This is a genomic window from Chromobacterium sphagni (assembly GCF_001855575.1).
Lineage (GTDB): Bacteria > Pseudomonadota > Gammaproteobacteria > Burkholderiales > Chromobacteriaceae > Chromobacterium > Chromobacterium sphagni.
On record NZ_MKCS01000002.1, the window covers coordinates 374,934 to 396,068 of the forward strand.

Consider the following 21,135-nt stretch of genomic DNA (forward strand, 5'->3'; position numbering starts at 1 on the left):
GAATGCTATACCGTTATTGGGTGTATCCGAACGCGGTCGATACCCCTGATGGCTGCATTGCCGTCAGGCGCGGAAATCGATGGCCGGCGCCTTTGCCGGACAAACCGCGATTTGCCGTTCGACGCACGGATGGATTGCCTGGCCGCCAGGCTCTGGGGAAATGGGATATGCCGATAAACCCGCGGATGAAATTCATCCTGCTTGTGGTAACGGGCTACGTGCTCTTGGCGCTGGCCTGGACCTTTTTTTCCGATCGGTTGCTGCTTGGCGGGATGGTTTTCCATGCGGTTCCGCCGACTCTCGCCAAGGGAGTCTTCTTCGCGCTGGCCTCGGCCGTGCTGTTGTTGCTGGCCTTGTGCGCGGTGCCGGCTGCGGCGGTTCCGGAGCAGCTCACCTGGCTGGGCTCGCTGTCCCGCGGCATGCGGCCTGGGCGGTGGTCTGGCTGGCCGGGGTATGCGTTGGTGCTGCTGTTCACGATCTGCGCGCTGGCGCTGCGCCAGCTCCTGCTGGGCGCCGACGGGCATCCGGTGCTGATCCTGCTGGTGCTGCCCATCATCCTCAGCGCCGGCATCGGCGGCTTTGGGCCGGGAGTGCTGGCCACCGCGCTGGCGGCGCTGGCGGCGGACTTCACGGCCGATCCCTATCTGCACGATCCCCAGGCATTATGGCCCGATAGGCTGCAACTGGTTTTTCTGGTGGCGGACGGGTTGGCGATCAGCCTGGTCAGCGCCGGGCTGCACTATTTGCTGGCGCGGGTGGAGCTCAACCGCCGGCTGCTGGACGCGGTGGTGTCCAGCACCTCCGACGCCATCTTCGTCAAGGATCTGCAAGGGCGTTATCTGCTGATCAACCGCGCCGGCCTGGCCTTTGTCGGCAAGAGCGGCGCCGAGGTGCTGGGCCGGGACGACCGCGAAGTCTTCGACGAGGCGACGGCGCGCGTAGTAATGGCCAAGGACCGGGCCATCATGCAGGGCGGACGGGTGTCGACCCATGATGAATTCCTGACGCTGCAGAACGGAGAACAGCTGGTGTTCCTTGTGACCAAGGGGCCGGTCTACAACCCCGATGGCCGTTTGAGCGGCCTGTTCGGCATTGCCCGCGACATCACCAAATACAAGGCGTCGGAGGAGGCCCTGCGCGAGAGCGAGGCGGCGCTGCGCCAGGCGCAGCAACTTGCCGGGATAGGCAACTGGTCGTGGGATCTGCAGACGGACGCGCATGTGTGGAGCATGGAGATCTACCGCTTGTTCGGACTGGACAGCCGGGCGCCGCCTCCGGGCTTTCCGGCGATGCAGCGCTATTTCAGCCCGGCGAGCTGGGCCCAGTTGTCGGAGGCGGTGGAGCGTTGCCGGCTGGTGGGGCTAGGCTACGAGTGCGATCTGGAATTGCATCGGCCGGACGGGACCACTCTGTGGGTGACCGCGCGCGGCGAGGTCAGGCACGGGATGGAAGGCAAAATCATCGGCCTGTTCGGCACCTTGCAGGACATCACCGAGCGCAAGCAGCTGTTATTGCAGATAAGGGCCAGCGAGGCGCGCCTGCAGCTGGTGGCGGAGGCGACCAGCGACGGCTTCTGGGACTGGGACCTGCGCACCGGGAAAGTCTACCGCTCGCCCCGCTATTTCGAGGTGACCGGCACCCGCCCCGAGGACGACAACGGCGATTTCCGGCATTTCCGTCAACTGGTGCATACCGCCGATCTGCCTTTTGTGCTGCAGGCGATAGAGGCGCACCGCCGTGGCAAGACCCCGCGCATCGAGCTGGAGTTCCGCCTGGCGAACCAGAAAGACGGCGTGCGCTGGCTGCAGGTGCGGGGGCGGGCGGTGGAATGGGACGAGCGCGGCGCGGCGGTGCGGCTGGTGGGAAATTTGTCCGACATCACCGAGCGCAAGCGCATCGACGATGACCTGAGGCTGGTGTTGAACGAGGCGGGGGATGCGATCTGGGTGACCGACGCCGACGGCTACTACATCTTCGCCAATCCGGCGGCCTGCCGCCTGACCGGGCATGCGGTCGAGGAACTCAAGGGCATGCAGATCCGCGACCTGATGGCGCTCGAATGCCAGGGGGCGTTGCCGGAGCACCTGGCCAAGCTCGACAGCGGGCTGTTCCAGCGCTCGGAATGGATGCTGCGCCTGAAGCAGGGCGGCAGCATCTGGGCGGAGCTGACCACCGGGCGGCTGAAGGATGGCCGCTACATGGCGTTCGGCCGCGATCTGACGGAGCAGCGCCGCGCCGAACAGGCGCTGCGCAGCCGCGAGCAGCAGCTGGCGCGGGTGATAGACGGCTCCGACCAGGGATATTGGGACTGGAATCTGAAAAGCGGCAGCTTCCAGGTAAGCCCGCGCTGGGAAAGCATGCTGGGCTACGGCCCAGGCGAGATGCGCATCACCGCCGAAAACTGGTACGACCATGTCCATCCGGAGGACGTCGAGCAGGCCCGGGCGTCGATCCAGCGCAATCTGCGCGGCGAGTCGGCCAGCCATGAGGTGGAGATCCGCTGCCGCACCCGCGGCGGAGACTGGCGCTGGATCCTGTCGCGCGGCCGGGTGGTGGAGCGCAGCGATGAGGGAGAGGCGCTGATGATGTCCGGCACCCATACCGACATCACCGAGCGCAAGGTGTTCGAACAGACGCAGAAAGAAGCGGCGGCGGTGTTCGACAGCAGCTATGAAGGCATCCTGATGGTGAATCGCGATGGCGTGATCACCAAGGTCAACAACGCCTTTACCCGCATCACCGGCTACAGCGCGGCGGAGGCGGTAGGCCAGAAGCCCAGCATGCTGTCTTCCGGAGAGCAGTCGGGAGAGTTCTACGAGGAGCTGTGGCGGTCGGTGCTGGGGCATGACTTCTGGCGCGGCGAACTATGGAATCGGCGCAAGAACGGCGAACTGTACGCCGAACTGCTGTCCGTGTCGGTGGTGCGCGACGCCCAGGGCGAGGTGCTGCACTACATCGGCATCTTCTCCGACATCACCAAGCTCAAGGCGCACGAGGACGAACTGGACCGGGTGGCGCATTTCGATCCGTTGACCGGCATTCCCAACCGCCGGCTGCTGTCCGACCGCCTGAACCAGGCCATCATCCGCTCCAACCGCAGCGGCAAGTCGTGCGCGGTGTGCTTCCTGGATCTGGACGGCTTCAAGGCGGTCAACGACCGGCACGGCCACGCGGCGGGGGACCAGCTGCTGGTGGCTGTGAGCAGCCACTTGAAGTCGATATTGCGCGGCGACGACACCCTGGCGCGGCTGGGCGGCGACGAGTTCGTGGTGCTGCTTTCCGATGTCGGCACGCTGGAGGAGTGCATGCTGGTGCTGGACCGGATACTGAGCGCGGTGGCGGAGCCGGTGCGGCTGGATGAGGCTGAGGTCCATGTCACCGCCAGCGTCGGCGTCAGCCTGTATCCGCAGGACAATGTCGACGCGGATACCTTGCTGCGTCATGCCGACCAGGCGATGTATCTGGCCAAGGATGGCGGCAAGAACCGCTATCAATTGTTCGACCCGGAAAACGATCGCAAGGCGCAGGCGCACCGCCAGTGGCTGGATCTGCTGCGGGATGGCCTGAACCAGAAAGAGTTCGTGCTGCATTATCAGCCCAAGGTGGATCTGTTCGATGGCGAGATCATCGGAATGGAGGCGCTGATCCGTTGGAACCATCCGCAGCGCGGCCTGCTGGCGCCGGCCGATTTTCTGTCGCATCTGCATGGCAACGAACTTGAGCAGGCATTCGACCAGTGGGCGTTGGAGGCCGCGCTGGCCCAGGCGGCGGAATGGGCGCGGCAGGGCCAAGATATCAAGGTCAGCGCCAACATCAGCGCGAATTACCTGTTGCGGCCGGACTTTTGCCGGCAACTGGAGACCATGCTCGGCGAGTATCCCGATGTGCCTGCCGGCTATCTGGAATTGGAGGTGCTGGAAAGCGCCGCCATCACCGATATCGAGCAAGCGATACGCGTGCTGCGGCGTTGTCGCGAGTTGGGCGTGCGCTTCGCGCTGGATGACTTCGGCACCGGCTATGCCTCGCTGACTTATCTGCGCCGCCTGCCGGTGGATACGCTGAAGGTGGACCGGAGCTTTGTCAGCGACATGCAGAGCAACGCGGAGGACCGCAGCATCGTCGAGGGCGTGATCCAGCTGGCCTCGGTGCTCAACCGCATGGTGATTGCCGAAGGCGTGGACACGCCGGAACATGGCGCATTGTTGCGCCGGCTGGGTTGCCGTTATGTCCAAGGTCTGGGCATCGCGGCCCCGATGCCGGCGGAAGCCGTGCCGGCATGGTGCAGGCAATGGCGGGAGGAGGACGGCGGGCAATTGCTGCGCAAGGTGGCGGCCGAATCGGCTCCGGGCGGCAACTGATCCGGGCGCGTCTCCGCTCCTCCCCGTCATGCGGCAGGCCTGCTTTGCCGGAAGACATCGCGGACGGATGCGCCGGCCCATGGCGCGCAGCCGCCATTCCGTTTGGTTCAAATGCCGCTTGGAGCGGCAGCGGATTCGCCTGGGCGCGCGGCGACGGCGCGCATTTTAGCAAGATCCGTCAGGAGGCCTAGCTGATTCTCAGGCAAAGTGTCCGGCATGGGAGGATGCAATGCATGAAGACAAAGCCGGCGCATACGCCGGGCGCTTCAATCGGGTATTCGATTATATCGAACGCCATCTGGATGACCCGCTCACGCTGGAACAACTGAGTGAAATAGCAAACTTCTCGCCCTATCACTTTCACCGGCAGTTTGCGGCGCGCTGCGGCGTACCGGTAGGGCGTTACATCCAGTGGATGCGGCTCAAGCGGGCATCGTACCGGCTGGCTTTCAATCCGCTGGAGAAAGTCATCGATATCGCGCTGGATGCGGGGTTTCAGAATCCGGAGTCATTCAGCCGCGCTTTCAAACAGGCGCTGGGCCAGACGCCCAGCCAGTTTCGTCGGCAGCCGGACTGGCTGGATTGGCGCCAACGCATTCCTGAACGGAAATACGAAAGAATACAAACCATGGACGTAAAAATCGTTGATTTTGCCGGGACTCGGGTCGCCATCCTGACCCATCAGGGCCGGCCTGAGCTGGTCAATGTCAGCGCTGCCCGTTTTATCGAGTGGCGCAAGGACACCGGGCAGTCGCCGATTGCCAGCAGCCGGACTTATGGCATCGCACCGCATGATCCCGCCACGACGAGCGCCGAGGATTTCCGTTTTGGCATTTGCGGCACGGTTGACGCCGCTATTTGCGAAGACAATCGATTCGGCGTGGTGAATGGAAGCATCCCGGGCGGACGATGCGCCGTGCTGCGCCATCATGGCTCGCATGACTCCTTGTCGGAGAGCGCGCGCGGCCTGTATCGCGATTGGCTGCCGGCCAGCGGAGAGGAGTTGCGCGATTTTCCTCTGTATTTCCACTATCTCAATTTTGTGCATGAAGTCGCCGAGCATGAACTGCTGACCGATATTTACTTGCCGCTGAAATAGCGGGGCGCGTCGTCCGCCGCCGCAAGCTTTTGCCGCGGATGGCGGCGCTGCGAATCGCTGCCGATATTGTTCCCGGCGCCGAGGGGAATTGGCGTCGCGGGATCAGGCATTGTAAATTCAATGCCTGATCGAACTGAGCAACGTTCCGACTTGTGTTCCGCAGACTGCCGCGCAATCGAGGGCCGCAGGCCTGTTTTATCTTGGCCCCGGCGGCGCAGGGCAGATTCTGTGCGGGTGGTGGGTGGGGGAAGGTGGCAGTGCATGACGCATGAACCTGTGGCGATACGGCAGGCCCGGGCTGACGATGCGGCGGCGCTCGACAGGCTTTGCCGCCAGTTGGTGGACGACCCTGCCATCCGGGTGCTGCCGGAGCGGTTGCAGGCGCTGGCCGATGGCGAACGCGCGCAGGTGCTGGTGTGCGAGTGCGGGGGACAACTGGCGGCAAGCGCCTGGCTTGGTTTTTGCGAGGGTGTGATGTATGGCGGCCAACCCTTCGCCGTGCTGGAAAACATCGTGGTGGACCGGGGCTGGCGCGGCCGAGGATTAGGCCAGGCTTTGCTGGATGAGGCGCAGCGACGCTGCTTGGCGCGGCAATGCTTCAAGATCATGCTGCGCAGTTCGGCGCAGCGGTTGGAGGCGCATCGCTTTTTCCTGCGGGCGGGTTTTCGCGGCGACGCCAAGCGCGGCTTCGTCAAGTACCGGCGGGATATGGCGTGATGTAACGCTTTCTCAAGCGTCAAGAAACAGGAAGAAATAATGTCGGTGATCGGTATGGCAGGACAGGAGACAGGCGCGGCGGCGAATTTCGCGGCGTTGGGGACATCTGGAGTGAGAATTGCGCTGGAGCGACCGGACCAGCCGGAAGTGATGGCTCTGATCGATGAACTGGATGCTTACCAGAAGCCGCTGTACCCGGCGGAAAGCCACCATGGCGTGGATATGGCGGCGCTGCTGCAGCCGGATATGGCGTTTGCCGTCGCCCGCGATGGCGAAGGGCGGGCGCTGGGCTGCGGCGCGGTGTGGTGCACGCCGGCATTCGGCGAACTCAAGCGGATGTTCGTGCGGCCGCAGTGCCGCGGCCTCGGCGTGGCGCGCGCCTTGCTGGGTTTGCTGGAGGCGCAGGCCCGGGCGCGCGGCTGCGCGGCGATGGCCTTGGAAACCGGCATCCACCAGCATGAGGCCATTGCTTTGTACCAGCGCGCCGGCTACCGCTTCTGTCCGCCGTTTGGCGCTTATCTGGCAGACCCATACAGCGTATTCATGCAAAAGCCGCTCTGATCAGGAGGGTTTGCCCAGGTGGGCGGCCAATTGGCGGGCGCTCTGTCTGCACCAGTCGTCCAGCAGCGGCTTGATCAGCTCCAGCGTCAGCGGCTGTTCCCTGTCCTTGCTTTTGTCGCTTTGGCGCAGGTTGACGGTGCCGGCCAGCAGGCCGGCGTCCTGCGAGTCTTCCAGTTGCGCCATGCTGGCTATCTTCAGCAGATAGGGCTCCTTGCCGGCGGCCAGCCGCGCCAGATTGAACACGGCCTTGACCGGCAGCAGGTCGATCGGGTCCATGCCAGGGCGGTCCTGGTTCAGCCCGGTGATGGCCACGCGCAGCCGGGCGACGCCCGGCGCCGGCTGTAGCGCAATCTCCACGCCGGCTGCCGCCAGTTCCGCTTGCAACCGCTGGTGGAAGTAGCCGGCGATGGCGTTCTCGTCGCCAGCTTGCAGCAGCCGCCAGCCGCCGTCGCTGTCTTGGCGCAGGAACAGCAAGGGTTCCAGCAGCACGGCATGGTAGGTTTTCAGGTCTACGCCCGGTTTCAGGTAGACGCGCTGGCTGGCTTGCAGCTTGCCTTGCTGAAAGGCGTCCAGCGGCAGGGTGAACAGATTGTCCGTGGCGGCATTGTCGGCCTGGGCCGGCAGGCTCAGCGCCAGCGCGGCGCATAACGTCAGTGCGGAGGTTTTCATTGTCGATTCCTTGTCGGCCTGGATTCCATGGAGTGACCGGCTGCCGACGGGATGGTTCGCCGGAGGGGCTTGTCTTGCGGCCGGCGCGGTTATTGGCGCAGGTAGGCGAACAGCGCCAGCAGGATGATGCAGAGTATCACCGCCAGGTTCAGCGCGATTTCCTCCTGCATCGGGCCGAAATGCAGTTCGTCGCGGGTGCTCAACCGCGAACCGATGAGCTTGTGCAGCCAATATTGCAAAAGATTTTGCGGACTGGGACTGTCGGGATCTTGCATGATGGTTGGCCTGTATAAACAAAAATATATATACCGCCATTCTACTCTTCTGGTTTATGCCTTCAACATTTTCGTTTCCATGCTGACTTGCATTCGCAAACGAATATCAGCATGGCTGGGCCGCTGGCGATGTCCGGCACCGGCCGCCTGTACCAAATGATGGTTTGCCAGCGACGGCGTCGGGCTTTGCCAAGCCGATCCGGCGCGGGTGATGGTCGTGCGGCCGCCGGAGCGGGACTGGCCTACACTGTACTGGAAAGTCCTTTTTCTGCCGGCGGGGATGCGCTGCGACAGCGTGCTGCCTCGTGGCGTCCTGCTTGAGGTGGCTTTGGGCCGGCGTGACGGGCTTGGCCGGTTCCGCGAGTCGCGGCGGCGTGTCATTTGGCGTGAATCCGGGCAGGGATGCCCGGTGGAGGAACAAGGAGAATGCGAGCGATCACAGGGCTGTGCTGCTTGCTGGCCGGCCAGGGGCTGGCGGCTCCCGTGGCGCATTACCAGTCCTATACCCTGGCGATAGAGCCTTGGGGGGTGCTGGATACCGATAGGGGAGTGGGACCGGATTTTATCCGCTTCCTGGCCGCGCAGGCCGGATTTGAGGTGACGGCGGGGGCAAGGCCCTATCTGCGCGTTATAGACGGCATGCGCAGCGGCGACAATGCCATCAATCTGGGCATTCCCACCGCGGAGCGCAACCGTTACGGCATCGCCATCTGCACCATAGGCTCGGTCAAGGTTTCGCTGGTGTATTTGCAGTCGGCCGGGCGCCGGCACGATGCCGCCGCCAGTTTCGCCGGGATGACTATCGGAGAATTGCGCGGCAGCCGGACGTTGGAGGAGTTCGACCGCGCGATACCGCATGGCAAGGTGCTGCTCAGCGACATGAGCCAGGGATTGCGGATGCTGGGGGCCGGCAGGCTGGACGCCACCGTCTGCGTGCGGCCCGGCTGCGGCAATCTGCTGAAGGATGCGGGTGTAGATCCGACATTGCTGGGCGAATGGCTGTTTACCGAGCAGCCGCTGGAAATCTATGTGTCGCGCGCCAGTTCCTTGTCGCAGGATGCGGCCGCCATGTTGCGGCTGCGCTTGGCGTGCGACTCCTCCGCCGGCCGACGTGAAATCAGGAGGCTGCTGGCGCCTTACTACTGAGCGGCGATGCAAGGAGCGGCCTCTGCGAGCAGAGGCCGCCGTGCATTCGCAGGCGCTTTTCCAGAGGCCGCTTCAGACCGACAACGACATCAACAGGCTGCTGATGTCGTTGTTGCCGGCATTGGCCTGATACAGGCTTAGCGCGGCCTGGGTCTGTTGGGCGCCGGTCGTGCTGCTGCCGGCGGTGCCGGAGGTGGTGCCGCTGGTTTGCGAATTGCCGCCCAGCGCGCTCAGCAGGTCGTTCTGTCCGCCATTTTGCCCGCCGTTCTCGCCGCCGCCATGATGGTGGTGATGGTGGCCGCCCCCGCTTGCCTGCTGGGTGCCGCCGGCTTGCTGCAGGCCTTGCTGCAGCTGCTGGAAGGCTTGCTGCGCCTGACTGATGTTGCCGCTTTGCAGATCCTGGCCCAGGCTGTTGAGCAACGAGGAGACCGAGTTGCCGCTGCTGGCCTGGCTGCCGTTGACCGCTGCGAAGGGGTCGGTGGAGGTGGAGCCGCTGGTGGCGGCGCTGGCGCTGATGGCGCTATTGAGCGCGGCGGTGAAGTCCTGGTTGCCGCTGCTGGAGTTGTTGGATGAGGAGCCCAGCTGTTGCAGATTGGCCAGCGCCTGCTGCGCGCCGGCGAGGTCGCCTTGCTGCACGGCGCTGGTCAGGCTGCTGAAATCCTGCCGGCGTTGCTGATGCAGCGACTGCATCTGCTGCCAGTAGGTATTGGAGTTGCTGCTGTTGGTGCTGCTGATAGACATGTTGCTTCTCCTTGAGAAGATGATTCCGGGCAGAGCTTCACGGATCCGCTCGTGTCCTGTTGCTGTTTGCCGGGTGCGCCGCCTTCCTTCGCCCGACTGGCGGCAAATATTGCCGCCTTGCCGTTCCATTCTTGCCAGCGGGGTCGATCTTGCCCCTTGTTTCCGGCTTTTCCCATTAGGAACAATGGTTTGGCGTACATGGGCATTAGCAAGGGCTGTGCCAGGATGGAGGAGGCGGGAACGGGGAAATGTTTACAAATATGTATCCGGCGCGGTGAGAGGCGGATTGATGGTTTTGATTTGGAATATTTTTAAAAAGACCACTTTCGCCACTGCTGCACCGCAATATCCGTTCTGCCCCGGCTGTGCTCTTGAGTTCCCCGGGGCAGGTGCTAGCGTGAGAATGCAGGCATATGCCAAACAAGCGGCAATGCAATTCGAGCCTGCCATCTGTTTTTCCCGTCATACCCTTCCAGGAGCTTCTCATGGAAAAGAGCAACCCCGGGCATTTGGAAGTGCCCTCGCAAGTCTCCCAGTCTCTGCAAAAGCTTGTCGACGATGGCCGTACCGTCAAGGTGCTGGGGCGCGTCAAGGACGGCAAGCTGGAGATCGATTCCGAAACGCTGGCGGCGCTGAACAAGGCGCATCCTCAGGCCCACCTGTCTTTTGTGGCGGTCAACGCGCCATTCAAGACCAAGGAGCCGTCCCTGAATTAAGCCGGGCCTGATGGCATGGCCCATTCTCAGCGGACTCGGTCCGTTGGTGCCGCGAGCATGCACAGTGGGGTATGAGCCGACCGGACCTTGGCTGATGCCCCGCGCTCGTTTTGCCATGCCGCCGCCCGTTCATTCATGACTACCGCGCTGTGCCGATGGCCAGGCAGAGCCATCGACCGAAGGGGGTCACATGCATGATGTCGCCTCATCCACTCTCGCCGCCTTGCGCGAGCAACAGGTCAAGGTCTTGCCGCATTACGACGCGTTCCTGCGCAAAGCGTGCCAGGCGGCGCCGCCGTTGTTCGGCGACGAGGAGTACGCAGACAGCTACCGCCAGGCGGCTCAGGATCCGCAATGGCTAGCGGTGTCGCTGATCACCAATGCCGAAAGGGAGGGCGACGGCGCCAGCCGGTTGTGGAATCTGGCCGCCAGCACGCCCGATCCGGAGATTTCCGAGCAGATCCGTCAGCACGCGGTCGACGAGTCTCGGCACGCCCGGGCCTATATCTCCATGCTGGGCATGGTTTTCCCGACGGCGGTCAGCCGCGAGCTGATGGCAGAATTGCTCACCCTGTCGCCCGGGTACGGCGCGCATAGGCAGCCGCAGGCCACGCCGGGTTCGGCCTTCGCCCATCCGATCACTGCGGACGACCTGATCCAGATGAATATCGCCGAGATACGCACCCGCATTCATCACCTGCTGCAAAGACCCATGCTGACGAGTTTCTGCGCGCCGCAGACCGAGGAGGCGCTGCTGCGCGTCCTGGACAGCCTGCTGTACGACGAAACCCGCCACATCGCCTATACCGCCTGCCTGATCGAGCGCTTCGCCGTTGAAACCGACCCGGCCGAACTGGAGGCGCTGATGCTGGAGCGGATGCGGGATTTCGACCAGATCACGCGCCAGGAACTTGCGCTGCGGGTGTTCGAGTAGCCCGATGGCCGCCATTTCGCCCGGCCAGGGGCCGACCCTGGCCGAAGTCCGCCGCTGGTGCCTGGCGCATGGCTTGGCGCGGCGCGAGCTGCGGGCGTTTTGCCGCGAAGCCTACCTGATCTGCCTGTCGCGGTTGCTGCAGTGCCTTTGGCTGGAGCGCCTGTGCGCTGAGGCGGTTTTGGAGGCCACGTTCTCGGGTGAGTGGCAGCTGCGCTTGGGGCGGCAACCGAAACTGGTCGCGCGGCTGGGGCAGTCGCATCCCGGCAGGCATTTCGAGATTCAGGAGCTGCCCTGGCTGGACGATAGCGGGCCGGACAGGGCGGTGCCGTCGGGCGGCGCCTTGCTGCGCGCGCTGCGCGGCATTCTTGCCGCGGATTTGCCGGAGGGGGAACTGGACGCGCTGGCGGCGGATTTCCGCAACAGTTTTGCCAATCTGGTGCTTAATCTGGCGCTGGGCAGCAGGCTGGACGCCGCAAGCGCCGCCATCGAGCCGGCCTGCCATGGCCATCTGTATTACCCGTTTCCGGCCTTGAGAGTGGGGCTGGCGTTGCCAGATATCGTCGAGGCGTCCAATCTGACGGCCAGGCCGTTGCCGTTGCCGCTGTTTGACGCCGGCGGTTGCCGTTTTCATGCCATCGATTACGCCGATCCCGCCAGTTGCGCCGCGGACTGGGCGGGCCAGCGGCAGCCGCAGGGCGGCGGCTTGTTGCTGCCGGTGCATCCCTGGCAGCTCAAGCTGTCGCCGGTGCTGCGGGAGATGCTGGAGCAGGGCGCGATTTCGCGCAGCCAGACCATGCTGGAGATGGTTCCCCTTGCTTCTCAGCGCAGCTGCCGCGTGCTGGCCAGCGGCTATGACGTCAAACTGCCGATCAATGTCACCCTCACCGGCGAACACCGCCTGCTGTACCGGCTCAACAGCCAGAACGCGCCTTTCGTCTCGGCGCTGATACGCGAGGCCCACCGCGAAAGCGGGGTGCCGGGCCTGGATTTCCAATGGGACGCGGCCTCGATTTGCTGGGACGATCCGCTGGTCTGCAGCCACTTGAGCGCCATCATCCGCCAGCCATGCCGTTCCGGTTCCGGCGAGACGGTGGTTCCCGCGCTGAACCTGTGGGCGGCGGCCGGTTCGGCCAGCGGAGGACTCCGGCTGGATGGCGGCGGCCAGGCGCTGGAAACGTTCTGGCGTTATTGCTTGGCGGTGATGGCGGGGCCCTTGCTGCTGTGCGCCGATTGGGGGCTGGCTTTCGAGCCGCATATGCAGAACGTTTACCTTGTGCTGCGCGATGGCGTGCCGGTGCGGGCCATCCTGCGCGATCTGGACAATACCATCATGCTGCGGGAGCGGATCGAGCCGCTGTGCCGTCGGCACGGGATTCCGCTGATGGCGGACACCTGGGCTCATATGCCGTCTCCGGAGGTCGGCCGTCTGCGTTTGGTCCATGCGATGTTCTACGGCCATTTGGAATTGGTGGCGCATGCGTTGGCGCGCGATGCCGGTCTGGCTCCGGAGGTGTTGGAGGGTTGCATGCAGGATGCCTGGTCGACGATCATCGCCCAGGCGGCGTCGGCGCAGGGGCGCCGCAATCTGCGGGCGATGCGTTCGCAGGCGAGGACGGTCAAGGACTGCCTTGGCATGCGCTTGCGGCGTGCCGTGACGATGAGCTTTCAACGGGCGGAGCCGTCGGGCGGCTGACAGGGAGGCGTGTCATGGACAAGATTGTTCGCGCGAGCATCCGGCCGATGCGGGAAGAAGACAGCGCCATCGTGCTGGCGATGATGACGGCGCTGGCGGCATTCGAAAGGAAAAGCGGTTTCCGGATCGGCGCGGCCGAGCTGCGGCGATGGCAGATGGGCGAGTTGCCGCCGTTCGGCGTGCTGGTGGCGGAGGAGGGCGGCGCGCTGCTTGGCTACGCGGCGTACTATACCGTGCCGTTCAAGGATGACTTGCGTCCCGCGTTGATGTTGAAAGGTCTGTATGTCGAACCGGCGCAGCGCGGTCGGGGAGTCGGACGATTGCTGCTGCGCGCGATTGCGCGCCTGGCCAGGGAGAAACAGTGCGGCCGCCTGCAGTGGTTCGTGCTGAAGGACAATGATCGGGCCAAGGCGTTTTACCGCGGTTGCGGAGCGGCGGCGGACCCCGACTGGGAGCGCTGGGGCTTGGCCCCGGATGCGCTGGACCGCCTGGCCGACTCAAGCTGAAGCCTGGTCTCCAGCGGAGCCGGCTTCAGCCGAAACCGCGCTGGCGCAGCGCCAGATAGAGCATGGCGGCGCCTAGCGCATCGCCCAGCGCGTCGTGGCGCGGCGGCGCCGGAATGGCCAAATCCCGGTACAGGCAGGCGAGGCGCAGGTCGATGTAGGCGCCCGGCTGTTGCTTGAATTTGTAGTCGTAGTAGCGCGAGGAGATTTCTATCCGCCGCTGCGGCAGGCCGGCGCCCAATAGCGGCTTGACGTATTTGTCGAGCACGGCGACGTCATATTTCAGGTAGTAGCCTATCAGCGGCCGGCCTCCGATGAAGTCCAGCAGCCGGCGCACGGCTTCTTCGGGAGCCAGTCCCAGGCCGACATCGCGCCGGCGCAGGCCATGGACGGCGATATTGTCGCTGGAAGGCTCGCTCCGAGGCCGCACCAGCAGGTATAGCGCTTCGCTGTGCAGGATGCGGTTGCCGCGCAGCTTCACCGCGCCGATGGACAATAGCTCGGCCCGGGAGACATCCAGGCTGGTGGTTTCGCAGTCCAGGCTGACCAGCTCGTGCGGATGCTCGTCGAACAGGCCGGCATAGCCGGGTTCGCGCAGCCGGCCGCGCCGCCATCGCCGGTACAGGCGGCGCAGCATCAGAAGCTTCCCAGCCGGTAATGATGCTGCAGCTGCGCCTTGAAGCGCTTCACCACCGCCAGCGCGTCTTTCAGCAGGTCCCGTTCCAGCGTGCCCAGTTTGGCCGGTTCTATCAGATTGTCCGGCTCGCGCCCGGCGGCCAACTGGCGCAGGCCGTGGTCCAACCGGAGTTGCAGCAGGAAGGCCAGCGCCTCCTGGATGTCGTCGGCCAGCGCCGGCTCCAGGCGGCCAGCCTGCGCCAGCTTGCGCGCCCGTTGCTGGCTGGAGGCGTCTGCCACGCCGTACTCCAGCGCTAGCGAGCGCAGGCCGTGCACCAGCGGGAAGATGCCGCCTTTCTTCAGGTCCAGCAGCTCGCGGCCTTGATGTTCGAGGGTGCGCAGCCGGGAGAATGGCCCCAGCGGGGTGTCGAATTGCGCTATGGCGCGGGCGAAGCGGGAAAAGAAGCCGGCGTCATCCTGCAGCCGCTGCCGCAGGCAAGTCCGGCAGTCGTCCAGCAGGCGGGCGTCGCCGCAGACTGCTTCGGCGTCGCTGAAAATGGCCAGTTGCATCATGCCTTCGCCGCTGGGGCGGTGTATCCAGTCGTGGATGCGGCGCTTCATGTCCCCGCAGGACAAGCGCCAGTGCGGATTGTTGATCATCACCCCGCCCGGGCAGGGCGGGTAGCCGAAGCTGGCCAGCGCGGCGGAGAAGGCGTCGCAGCTGGCGGCCAGATCGTCTGGCGCATAGCCGTCGCGCAGCAGCAGCGCGTTGTCCTGGTCGGTTTTCAGCGTTTGTTCGCCGCGCCCCTCCGATCCCATGGCCAGCAGGCAGCTGTTTTCCTGCAGCGCCGGCGGCGCGACCATCTGCCAGGCGCGGGCGAACAGCCGGGCGTTGAGCGCCTGCACCAGGCGGCCCAGCTGCAGCGGACGGATGCCGTGGCCGGAGAGGATCTCCACCAGCCGGGTGATCTGCCGCGCGGCGTCGGCCAGCTGTTCCAGGCTTTGCGCGCGCTCCAGCTTCTGCGCGATAAGGTGGGAGTGGTTGGAGAAGTATGACAGCACGTCCACCTGCGCCAGGATGCCGACGGCTTGGCCCTGTTCGGTGACCACCAGCCGCCGCAGGTTGCGCTGGGTCATCAGCAGCAGCGCGTTGAACAGGAAGTCGTCGATATCCATGGTCAGCAGCTGGTATTGGCAGTGGCGGCCCACCGGTTCAGCGCTGTCCACGCCGTCCAGGATGATGTCGCGAAAATCGGTGGTGGTGAAGATGCCCAGCCGCTGGCCGTCCCGCACCAGCACCGACTTGCTGCGTTGCTGTTTCATCGCTTGCGCCGTTTCGCGGATGCTGGCGCCTGCGTCGACGAATACCGGCGTCCGGCAGCCGGCGTCGCGCACGGTGGCGGTGAGCAGGGTTTGCAGCTCGCGGCCGCCGGCGCGTTGCGCCAGAAGCCCTAGTTTTTTGGCCACGCTGGCGTAGAAATAGGCGCCGAATTGCCGGTTGTTTTCCGTCAGTGCCAGCAGCGCGTCGCGCGGCAGGGAGAACAGCAGCGCTTCTTCTTCCACTACGAAGCGGTGCTGGGTCTGGCCGGCCGTCATGGCGCGGGCGTCGAAGCTGTCCTGAGCGCGGTAGCGGCAGACCGCTTCGTCGCCGGCCAGTTCGCACACCACGCCCTTGATCACCACGTAGAGCGCTTCTATCGGCTGGCCGGGGCCGAACACCTGCGCGCCGTCGGGGTAGTAGACGATGTCGGCGCGCGTCTCCAGCGTCTCTTGTTCTGCGGAGGAGAGACTGTCGAACGGCGGGTGGCTGAAGTCGAAGCGGCTCATGGCATTTCCGTGCGAAGGTGTCCCGCCTTCAGCATAAGGCCAATCGCCGCCGCGCGGCGTGTCAGGCGTGGGGCTTGCGGGTGAGCAGCGGCGCGCCGTCGCGGAACAGGATCAGCTCGCCGGAGGACAGCGCCTGCCAGTGTTCGTTGTCGGTCAGCGGCTGGGTGGCCACCATCGCCACCTGGTCGCGCGGGGTGGTGACGGTGGCGAAGTCCACGCTGACGTCGTCGTCCACCAGGTGGGCGGTGTTGAACGGCGAGCAGCGGATGATGTAGTGCAGATGGGTGGAGCAGTGGGCGAACAGCGCCTCGCCGTTGCTCAGCATGAAGTTGAACACGCCGTTGCCGCTGATCTCGTCGGACAGCCGCGCCACCTCGTCGAACAGCTCGACCAGTTCCGGCGGCTCGGACCATTTGCTGCGCAGCCGCTCCAGCAGGTGGCAGAAGGCGAGTTCCGAATCGGTGCTGCCGACTGGCCGGTAGTATTGGCCGGTCTCCGGCTGGAAGGTTTCCAGATTGCCGTTATGGGCGAAGATCCAGTACTGGCCCCACATCTCGCGCATGAAGGGGTGGGTGTTGGCCAGGTTGACCGCGCCCTGGGTGGCCTTGCGGATGTGGGCGATGACGTTTTCCGACTTGATCGGGTAGCGGCGCACCAGATCGGCCACCGGCGATTCCACCGAGGGTTTGTCGTCCAGGAAGATGCGGCAGCCCTTGTTCTCGAAAAAGGCGATGCCCCAGCCATCGGCATGGTGATCGGTGAGGCCGCCGCGGCGGTGGAAGCCTTCAAAGGAAAACAGGATGTCGGTAGGGATATTGCAATTCATGCCCAAGAGCTGGCACATCGGCTTGATTCCACGTCTTTTCAGTTTGCATCGGGCTGGCCGGTTTGCCAGCGTATCCATTCAGCCTGAGCTTAGGCGATCTCGCGCCGGCGGGCAATTGCGACTGTCCGTATTTTGTCGCTCCTGATATGAAAAAAATTCACAAGCTGATGCCTATCGCTGCGGAAGGCCGCGATGGGGGGGCCGGACATCGGCATTAGGGCTGGCGGTCCCATGGCGGCAGCGGGCCGTCGAAGCGCTCAACCAGGAAGTCCAGCAGGCCGCGCAGCGCCAGCGGCAGCAGCCGGCGGGAAGGGTAGAGCGCGTGGATGCCCAGCACGGCGGGTTGCCAGTCCGGCAGCAGCGCCACCAGTTCGCCGCGTTGGACATAGGGCGCGGCCAGGTAGCTGGGTTGCAGACTGACGCCGGCCCCGGCGATGGCGGCGCTGAGCAGCGCGCTGGCCTCGTTGGCGCTGATGCGGCCGCTCACCCGCACTCGCAAGGGCGCTTCTTCTCCTTGCTGGAAACGCCATTCGCTGCGGCCGAAGTTGCTGTAGCTGAGGCAGCGGTGCCGCTCCAGTTCCAGCGGGTGGTCCGGGACGCCATGGCGCGCCAGGTAGCCGGGCGACGCCACCACCAGCGAGCGGCAGTCGCACAGCCTCCGTCCCACCAAGCCGGGGTCCGGTTCATTGGTGATGCGGATGGCGAGGTCTATCCTTTCCTCTATCAGGTTGACGGTGCGGTCGCCCAATTGCAGGTCCACCCGCAATTGCGGGTGGCGTTCGGAAAACTCGGTGATGGCGCCGGCCAGCACCGCCTGGCCGAAGGAGGTGCTGGCTGTCACCCGCAGCAGGCCGCGTACTTGGCCGTCGCGCTGGCTGGCGTCGGCGCGCACCTCGGATGCCAGTTCCAGCATCTGCTGGCAACGGGCCAGGCAGGCCAGGCCGGCGTCGGTGAGGGTGACCTTGCGGGTGGAGCGTTGCAGCAGGCGCACGCCCAGCCACTGTTCCAACTCGTCGACGTAGCGGGTGACCATCGGGCGCGACATGTCCAGCTTGTCGCCGGCGGCGGTGAAGCTTCCCAGCTGCGCCACTTCGGCGAAGACCTGCATCGCGGTGAGCCTGTCCATATATATGTACGTTTTTTGAAACAATAATGTGCAGTTTAACTCATTTATTGGTGCAATTACTGCGCTTATAGTGTGCACATCTTCACTGAATCGCAGTTCAACCAGCCGGCGGGTGCCGGCACCAGACTTAGGAGTTACACCATGATTCGTCAAACCCTGATCGCCGCCGCCCTGTCCGTAGCCGGTTTCGCCCACGCCGGCGAACTCAAGCTGTCGGTCTACAACGCCGACGCCAACAGCTTCAACGTCAGCTCGGTGCTGGTCGCCGGCGACAAGGACGCGATCCTGATCGACACCGGCTTCACCCGCGCCGACGCCTACCGCATCGCCGCCCGCGTGCTGGACAGCGGCAAGAATCTGAAAACCATCTATGTCAGCCAGGCCGATCCGGACTACTATTTTGGCGCTTCGGTGCTCAAGCAGGTCTTCCCCAAGGCCGAGTTGGTGGCCGCGCCAGAAACCCTGGCCCATATCAAGGGCAATGTGAAGGGCAAAGTCGCGTTCTGGGGGCCCAAGATGGGCGCCAACGCGCCGCAGGCCAATCCTCTGCTGCCGACCGCGCTGAAGGGAAGCACGCTGGACCTGGAGGGCAAGAAGCTGGAAATCAAGGATAGCCAGGGCGTGCTGGGCCACCGCAGCTATATGTGGATTCCGTCCATCCATGCCATCGTCGGCAATGTCGGCATCTACTCCGGCATGCATGTCTGGACCGCCGACACCCAGTCCGAAACCGAGCGCAAGGCCTGGTTCAAGCAATTGGACGACATGGAGGCGCTGAAGCCGGAAGTGGTGGTGCCTGGCCATATGATCGCCGGCGACAAGATGGACGTATCCACCATCCGCTACACCCGCGACTACCTGAAAACCTTCGAACAGAAGAACGCCGCCACCCGCAACAGCGGCGAACTGGTCGAGGCGATGAAGCAGGCCTACCCGAACGCGGCCGAAGTTTCCACGCTGGAACTGGGCGCCAAGGTGCGCAAGGGTGAAATGAAGTGGTGAGCCCGATGAAGCTGCATTACTTCTACGACCCGCTGTGCGGCTGGTGCTATGGCGCCTCCCCCTTGCTGCAGGCTGTAGCCGCGCTGCCCGGCGTCAGCGTGGAAATGCACGCCGGCGGCATGATAGGCAGCGATGAAGGCCGCACCATCACCCCGGAATGGCGCAGCTATGTGATGCCGCACGACCAGCGCATCGCGGCGATGAGCGGCCAGCCGTTCGGCTCGGCCTACTATGATGGCTTGCTCAACGATGTCGGCGCGCCGCTGGCTTCCGATCCGCCGATCGCGGCCATCCTGGCGGCCTGCAAGCTGGGCGTGGAGCCATTGGCGATGCTGTCCCGCATCCAGCGCGCGCATTATCAGCAGGGTCTGCGCATTGCCGAATTCGATGTATTGAGCCGCCTGGCGGCGGAGCTGGGCGCCGAGGCTGGGCCGTTTGCCGAAGCTTGGCAGCCGGCGCAACGGGAAGCCGAGCAACATATCGCCCAGACCCGCCAGCAAATGGGCCGGCTGGGTTTGCGCGGCTTTCCCTCGGCGGTGTTGGAGCAGGATGGCCAGCTGGAGCGGCTGGAGTTGTCCAACTGGCTGGGCAAGGCCCAGGAACTGGCGGCCGAATTGGCGGGCCGCTTGCCGCCGGCGCAAGCCGCCGGCGACGATGCGCTGTTCTGTACGCCGGACAGTTGCCGCTGAAGCGTCCAAGCAGGCAAAGCCGCTGCCTTTGGCAGCGGCTTTTTTTATGTCATGGCTGTGCCAGTATGTCGGCGGCGATGGCCTGCAGGGTCCGTTGCGCCAAGGCGCGCCGGCTTTCGCCCTCTCGCGCCTGCAATGGCAAATCCGGGAGGATACCGGCAACTTCGTCGCCGCCATCCGCGCGCTGCCGCACGCAGTCGGGAATGCGGAATCTGAGCTTGGAGTGCGGCAGAAGCAGCGGGTCCGACGGGGTCATGAAGCCGCAGCCGTCGCCTCCGGTGCGGACGCCGACGATTTTCGCCACCTGGTTGTCGCGGCTGACGGCGACGAACATCTCGGCGGCGGAATAGGTTTTCTGGTTCGTCACGATATAGACCCGGCCCAGCCAGGAGCCTTTGAGTTTTTCTGTCTGGGCGGGCCAGAACAGCGTTTCCGCCACCGCCTGCGAATAGCTGCCCGGCTCCAGATGATCGACCGCGCCGGAGGCGTAGCCCGCCGCTATCAGCCGGCTATAGCTTGCCCTGGGGGCCCAGCGGCGTTGCTCGCGCCATACCCAGCCCATGTCTTCGCTCGGTTGGCTGTCTAGCTCGGCGCGCTTTTGTCTGAAATCTTGCAGCAGCCCTTGCAGCCTGGCCTTGTCTGTCGCGTTTGCCGAGTCGGGAAGGTCGCGGGTCAGATCTGAAATCCACTGATCCAGATAGGCTTTCCCGGCCTTGTTCCTGACCATCCAGAGCGGCGCCGAGCGGACCGTCTTGTCGGTCAGCAGCCTGGCCATGGCGTCGCCGCTGTCATTGCCGCCGGAGTTGTCGCCCACGTCGAGGATCAGGGTGTCGGCTCCCGCGGCTCTCAGCCGGCCCAGCCGCTGGCCGAGCGTGGTGAACCATGACTGATCGGTGAGGTTGAACAACTTCTCCGAGTCGAACTTGCCGGCCTGCCTCACCGCCGATTGCCACACTCGCTGGCACTCCAGCGGATAGCCCTTGGGGCTGAAGGTGGGGATGCGCAACACCGCGGCCTTGCCCGCTTGGCCAAGGTCCGCCAAGCCGCTGCGCATGGCTTCCGACAAGCCGTCCGAGGTCAGATGAAAGCCGGGCAGGGTTTCAAATGGCAGGGAAAACGCGATTTTGCTGTCTTGCTCGTAGCCCAGGGCCGCGCAGCCATCCAGCTTGTCATCCTGCAGCGGCGCGCGCAGCTTGGGTTCGTTGCTGCTGCCGGTTTCCGGAGAGTTTGGAGTCGAGGTCAACAGCGAGAAATGGCCATCGTGAAAGCCTTGCTGGAATCCGACGATGGCCTGGCGGGCTGCGTTGTCATCATGCGCCTGTTGCAGCGCGGTTTGCGTCTGCCGGTCCAACGCGGGTAGATCGATTCCGCTTTGAGGCGAAGCCATCCAGGCCAGATGGGAGTAGTGCTGCTGCAGTGTCTGTTTCAGCAGGTGATAGTCTTGTTGCCAGGCCGCGCGGTCAAAAGCAGGGGCGGAGTTTGCCGAGGCGCATCCCTGTTGAATCGGCAAGACAAGCATCAGACAGATGCGGAGGGGCGTGCATGCGCGACGGCTCATGAAAAGGCGTCCTGGAGTCAATTGGCGGCGGAGGCGGATTTGCGATGGGTTTTGATGCGGCCATCGCAAATTGTATCCGT

19 protein-coding genes are annotated in these 21,135 nt (G+C 64.5%); 11 read left to right on the forward strand and 8 right to left on the reverse strand.

What is annotated here, in order from left to right:
• Nucleotides 1-167: 167 nt before the first annotated feature.
• The 4 genes from BI347_RS17670 (at nucleotide 168) to BI347_RS17685 (ending at nucleotide 6,735) form a co-directional block, all read left to right on the forward strand.
• The gene (locus tag BI347_RS17670; protein WP_158020810.1) at nucleotides 168-4,358 is read left to right on the forward strand and encodes a sensor domain-containing protein; all 4,191 of its coding nucleotides are present in this window, start codon (nucleotides 168-170) and stop codon (nucleotides 4,356-4,358) included.
• A gap of 229 nt (nucleotides 4,359-4,587) precedes the next feature.
• On the forward strand, nucleotides 4,588-5,457 hold the full coding sequence (locus BI347_RS17675) for an AraC family transcriptional regulator (protein ID WP_071116600.1): 870 nt from the start codon (nucleotides 4,588-4,590) through the stop codon (nucleotides 5,455-5,457).
• Between the two features lie 261 nt (nucleotides 5,458-5,718).
• Complete coding sequence (locus tag BI347_RS17680) at nucleotides 5,719-6,174, forward strand: GNAT family N-acetyltransferase (protein WP_071116601.1); 456 nt, start codon at nucleotides 5,719-5,721, stop codon at nucleotides 6,172-6,174.
• A 39-nt stretch (nucleotides 6,175-6,213) separates the two neighbouring features.
• Nucleotides 6,214-6,735: a GNAT family N-acetyltransferase gene (locus tag BI347_RS17685; protein WP_239690945.1), complete on the forward strand. Its 522-nt coding sequence runs from the start codon at nucleotides 6,214-6,216 to the stop codon at nucleotides 6,733-6,735.
• Here BI347_RS17685 and BI347_RS17690 read toward each other — a convergent pair whose 3' ends face one another.
• A complete protein-coding gene (locus BI347_RS17690; protein WP_071116602.1) occupies nucleotides 6,736-7,404 on the reverse strand; it encodes a DUF3313 domain-containing protein in 669 nt (222 codons plus the stop codon).
• A gap of 89 nt (nucleotides 7,405-7,493) precedes the next feature.
• The gene (locus tag BI347_RS24035) at nucleotides 7,494-7,679 is read right to left on the reverse strand and encodes a hypothetical protein (RefSeq protein ID WP_158020811.1); all 186 of its coding nucleotides are present in this window, start codon (nucleotides 7,677-7,679) and stop codon (nucleotides 7,494-7,496) included.
• Between the two features lie 426 nt (nucleotides 7,680-8,105).
• On the opposite strand from BI347_RS24035, the gene BI347_RS17695 reads away from it, so the two are divergent.
• Nucleotides 8,106-8,825, forward strand: a complete 720-nt coding sequence (locus BI347_RS17695) for an amino acid ABC transporter substrate-binding protein (protein WP_139167079.1) — start codon at nucleotides 8,106-8,108, stop codon at nucleotides 8,823-8,825.
• Nucleotides 8,826-8,897: 72 nt separating this feature from the next.
• On the opposite strand, the gene BI347_RS17700 is transcribed toward BI347_RS17695, so the two are convergent.
• A complete protein-coding gene (locus tag BI347_RS17700; protein WP_071114431.1) occupies nucleotides 8,898-9,566 on the reverse strand; it encodes a hypothetical protein in 669 nt (222 codons plus the stop codon).
• Between the two features lie 485 nt (nucleotides 9,567-10,051).
• Between BI347_RS17700 and BI347_RS17705 the strand changes: the two genes are divergently transcribed.
• From BI347_RS17705 to BI347_RS17720, 4 genes are all read left to right on the forward strand, one after another.
• A complete protein-coding gene (locus BI347_RS17705; RefSeq protein WP_071114432.1) occupies nucleotides 10,052-10,282 on the forward strand; it encodes a hypothetical protein in 231 nt (76 codons plus the stop codon).
• Between the two features lie 190 nt (nucleotides 10,283-10,472).
• Nucleotides 10,473-11,216 (forward strand): hypothetical protein, encoded by a 744-nt coding sequence (locus BI347_RS17710; protein ID WP_071114433.1) that lies wholly within the window; start codon nucleotides 10,473-10,475, stop codon nucleotides 11,214-11,216.
• Between the two features lie 4 nt (nucleotides 11,217-11,220).
• On the forward strand, nucleotides 11,221-12,909 hold the full coding sequence (locus tag BI347_RS17715; RefSeq protein WP_071116603.1) for an IucA/IucC family C-terminal-domain containing protein: 1,689 nt from the start codon (nucleotides 11,221-11,223) through the stop codon (nucleotides 12,907-12,909).
• Nucleotides 12,910-12,923: 14 nt separating this feature from the next.
• Nucleotides 12,924-13,415 (forward strand): GNAT family N-acetyltransferase, encoded by a 492-nt coding sequence (locus BI347_RS17720; protein WP_071114435.1) that lies wholly within the window; start codon nucleotides 12,924-12,926, stop codon nucleotides 13,413-13,415.
• A gap of 25 nt (nucleotides 13,416-13,440) precedes the next feature.
• Here the strand turns inward: BI347_RS17720 and BI347_RS17725 are convergent, their stop codons facing one another.
• The 4 genes from BI347_RS17725 to BI347_RS17740 form a co-directional block, all read right to left on the reverse strand.
• Complete coding sequence (locus BI347_RS17725) at nucleotides 13,441-14,049, reverse strand: 3'-5' exonuclease (protein ID WP_071116604.1); 609 nt, start codon at nucleotides 14,047-14,049, stop codon at nucleotides 13,441-13,443.
• Nucleotides 14,049-15,854, reverse strand: coding sequence for a putative nucleotidyltransferase substrate binding domain-containing protein (locus BI347_RS17730; RefSeq protein ID WP_071116605.1), 1,806 nt, complete (start codon nucleotides 15,852-15,854; stop codon nucleotides 14,049-14,051). Before BI347_RS17730 ends, BI347_RS17725 begins: the two co-directional genes overlap by 1 nt.
• A gap of 61 nt (nucleotides 15,855-15,915) precedes the next feature.
• Entirely contained in the window at nucleotides 15,916-16,698 is a 783-nt protein-coding gene (locus tag BI347_RS17735) for a class II glutamine amidotransferase (RefSeq protein ID WP_071114438.1), read from the reverse strand.
• A 196-nt stretch (nucleotides 16,699-16,894) separates the two neighbouring features.
• Nucleotides 16,895-17,806 (reverse strand): LysR family transcriptional regulator, encoded by a 912-nt coding sequence (locus BI347_RS17740; RefSeq protein WP_071114439.1) that lies wholly within the window; start codon nucleotides 17,804-17,806, stop codon nucleotides 16,895-16,897.
• 141 nt (nucleotides 17,807-17,947) lie between these two features.
• On the opposite strand from BI347_RS17740, the gene BI347_RS17745 reads away from it, so the two are divergent.
• Nucleotides 17,948-18,808 (forward strand): MBL fold metallo-hydrolase, encoded by an 861-nt coding sequence (locus BI347_RS17745; RefSeq protein ID WP_071114440.1) that lies wholly within the window; start codon nucleotides 17,948-17,950, stop codon nucleotides 18,806-18,808.
• A 5-nt stretch (nucleotides 18,809-18,813) separates the two neighbouring features.
• Nucleotides 18,814-19,497 carry a DsbA family protein gene (locus tag BI347_RS17750; RefSeq protein WP_071116606.1) on the forward strand — a complete coding sequence of 228 codons (684 nt, stop codon included), beginning with the start codon at nucleotides 18,814-18,816 and terminating at the stop codon, nucleotides 19,495-19,497.
• Between the two features lie 49 nt (nucleotides 19,498-19,546).
• Here the strand turns inward: BI347_RS17750 and BI347_RS17755 are convergent, their stop codons facing one another.
• Nucleotides 19,547-21,016: a S41 family peptidase gene (locus tag BI347_RS17755; protein WP_071116607.1), complete on the reverse strand. Its 1,470-nt coding sequence runs from the start codon at nucleotides 21,014-21,016 to the stop codon at nucleotides 19,547-19,549.
• Nucleotides 21,017-21,135: the final 119 nt, after the last annotated feature.

Bases quoted from the DNA above. Each gene is read 5' to 3' on its own strand.
- BI347_RS17670 (WP_158020810.1), top strand. From the start codon at position 168: ATGCCGATAAACCCGCGGATGAAATTCATCCTGCTTGTGGTAACGGGC.
- BI347_RS17675 (WP_071116600.1), top strand. From the start codon at position 4,588: ATGCATGAAGACAAAGCCGGCGCATACGCCGGGCGCTTCAATCGGGTA.
- BI347_RS17680 (WP_071116601.1), top strand. From the start codon at position 5,719: ATGACGCATGAACCTGTGGCGATACGGCAGGCCCGGGCTGACGATGCG.
- BI347_RS17685 (WP_239690945.1), top strand. From the start codon at position 6,214: ATGTCGGTGATCGGTATGGCAGGACAGGAGACAGGCGCGGCGGCGAAT.
- BI347_RS17690 (WP_071116602.1), bottom strand. From the start codon at position 7,404: ATGAAAACCTCCGCACTGACGTTATGCGCCGCGCTGGCGCTGAGCCTG.
- BI347_RS24035 (WP_158020811.1), bottom strand. From the start codon at position 7,679: ATGCAAGATCCCGACAGTCCCAGTCCGCAAAATCTTTTGCAATATTGG.
- BI347_RS17695 (WP_139167079.1), top strand. From the start codon at position 8,106: ATGCGAGCGATCACAGGGCTGTGCTGCTTGCTGGCCGGCCAGGGGCTG.
- BI347_RS17700 (WP_071114431.1), bottom strand. From the start codon at position 9,566: ATGTCTATCAGCAGCACCAACAGCAGCAACTCCAATACCTACTGGCAG.
- BI347_RS17705 (WP_071114432.1), top strand. From the start codon at position 10,052: ATGGAAAAGAGCAACCCCGGGCATTTGGAAGTGCCCTCGCAAGTCTCC.
- BI347_RS17710 (WP_071114433.1), top strand. From the start codon at position 10,473: ATGCATGATGTCGCCTCATCCACTCTCGCCGCCTTGCGCGAGCAACAG.
- BI347_RS17715 (WP_071116603.1), top strand. From the start codon at position 11,221: ATGGCCGCCATTTCGCCCGGCCAGGGGCCGACCCTGGCCGAAGTCCGC.
- BI347_RS17720 (WP_071114435.1), top strand. From the start codon at position 12,924: ATGGACAAGATTGTTCGCGCGAGCATCCGGCCGATGCGGGAAGAAGAC.
- BI347_RS17725 (WP_071116604.1), bottom strand. From the start codon at position 14,049: ATGCTGCGCCGCCTGTACCGGCGATGGCGGCGCGGCCGGCTGCGCGAA.
- BI347_RS17730 (WP_071116605.1), bottom strand. From the start codon at position 15,854: ATGAGCCGCTTCGACTTCAGCCACCCGCCGTTCGACAGTCTCTCCTCC.
- BI347_RS17735 (WP_071114438.1), bottom strand. From the start codon at position 16,698: ATGTGCCAGCTCTTGGGCATGAATTGCAATATCCCTACCGACATCCTG.
- BI347_RS17740 (WP_071114439.1), bottom strand. From the start codon at position 17,806: ATGGACAGGCTCACCGCGATGCAGGTCTTCGCCGAAGTGGCGCAGCTG.
- BI347_RS17745 (WP_071114440.1), top strand. From the start codon at position 17,948: ATGATTCGTCAAACCCTGATCGCCGCCGCCCTGTCCGTAGCCGGTTTC.
- BI347_RS17750 (WP_071116606.1), top strand. From the start codon at position 18,814: ATGAAGCTGCATTACTTCTACGACCCGCTGTGCGGCTGGTGCTATGGC.
- BI347_RS17755 (WP_071116607.1), bottom strand. From the start codon at position 21,016: ATGCTTGTCTTGCCGATTCAACAGGGATGCGCCTCGGCAAACTCCGCC.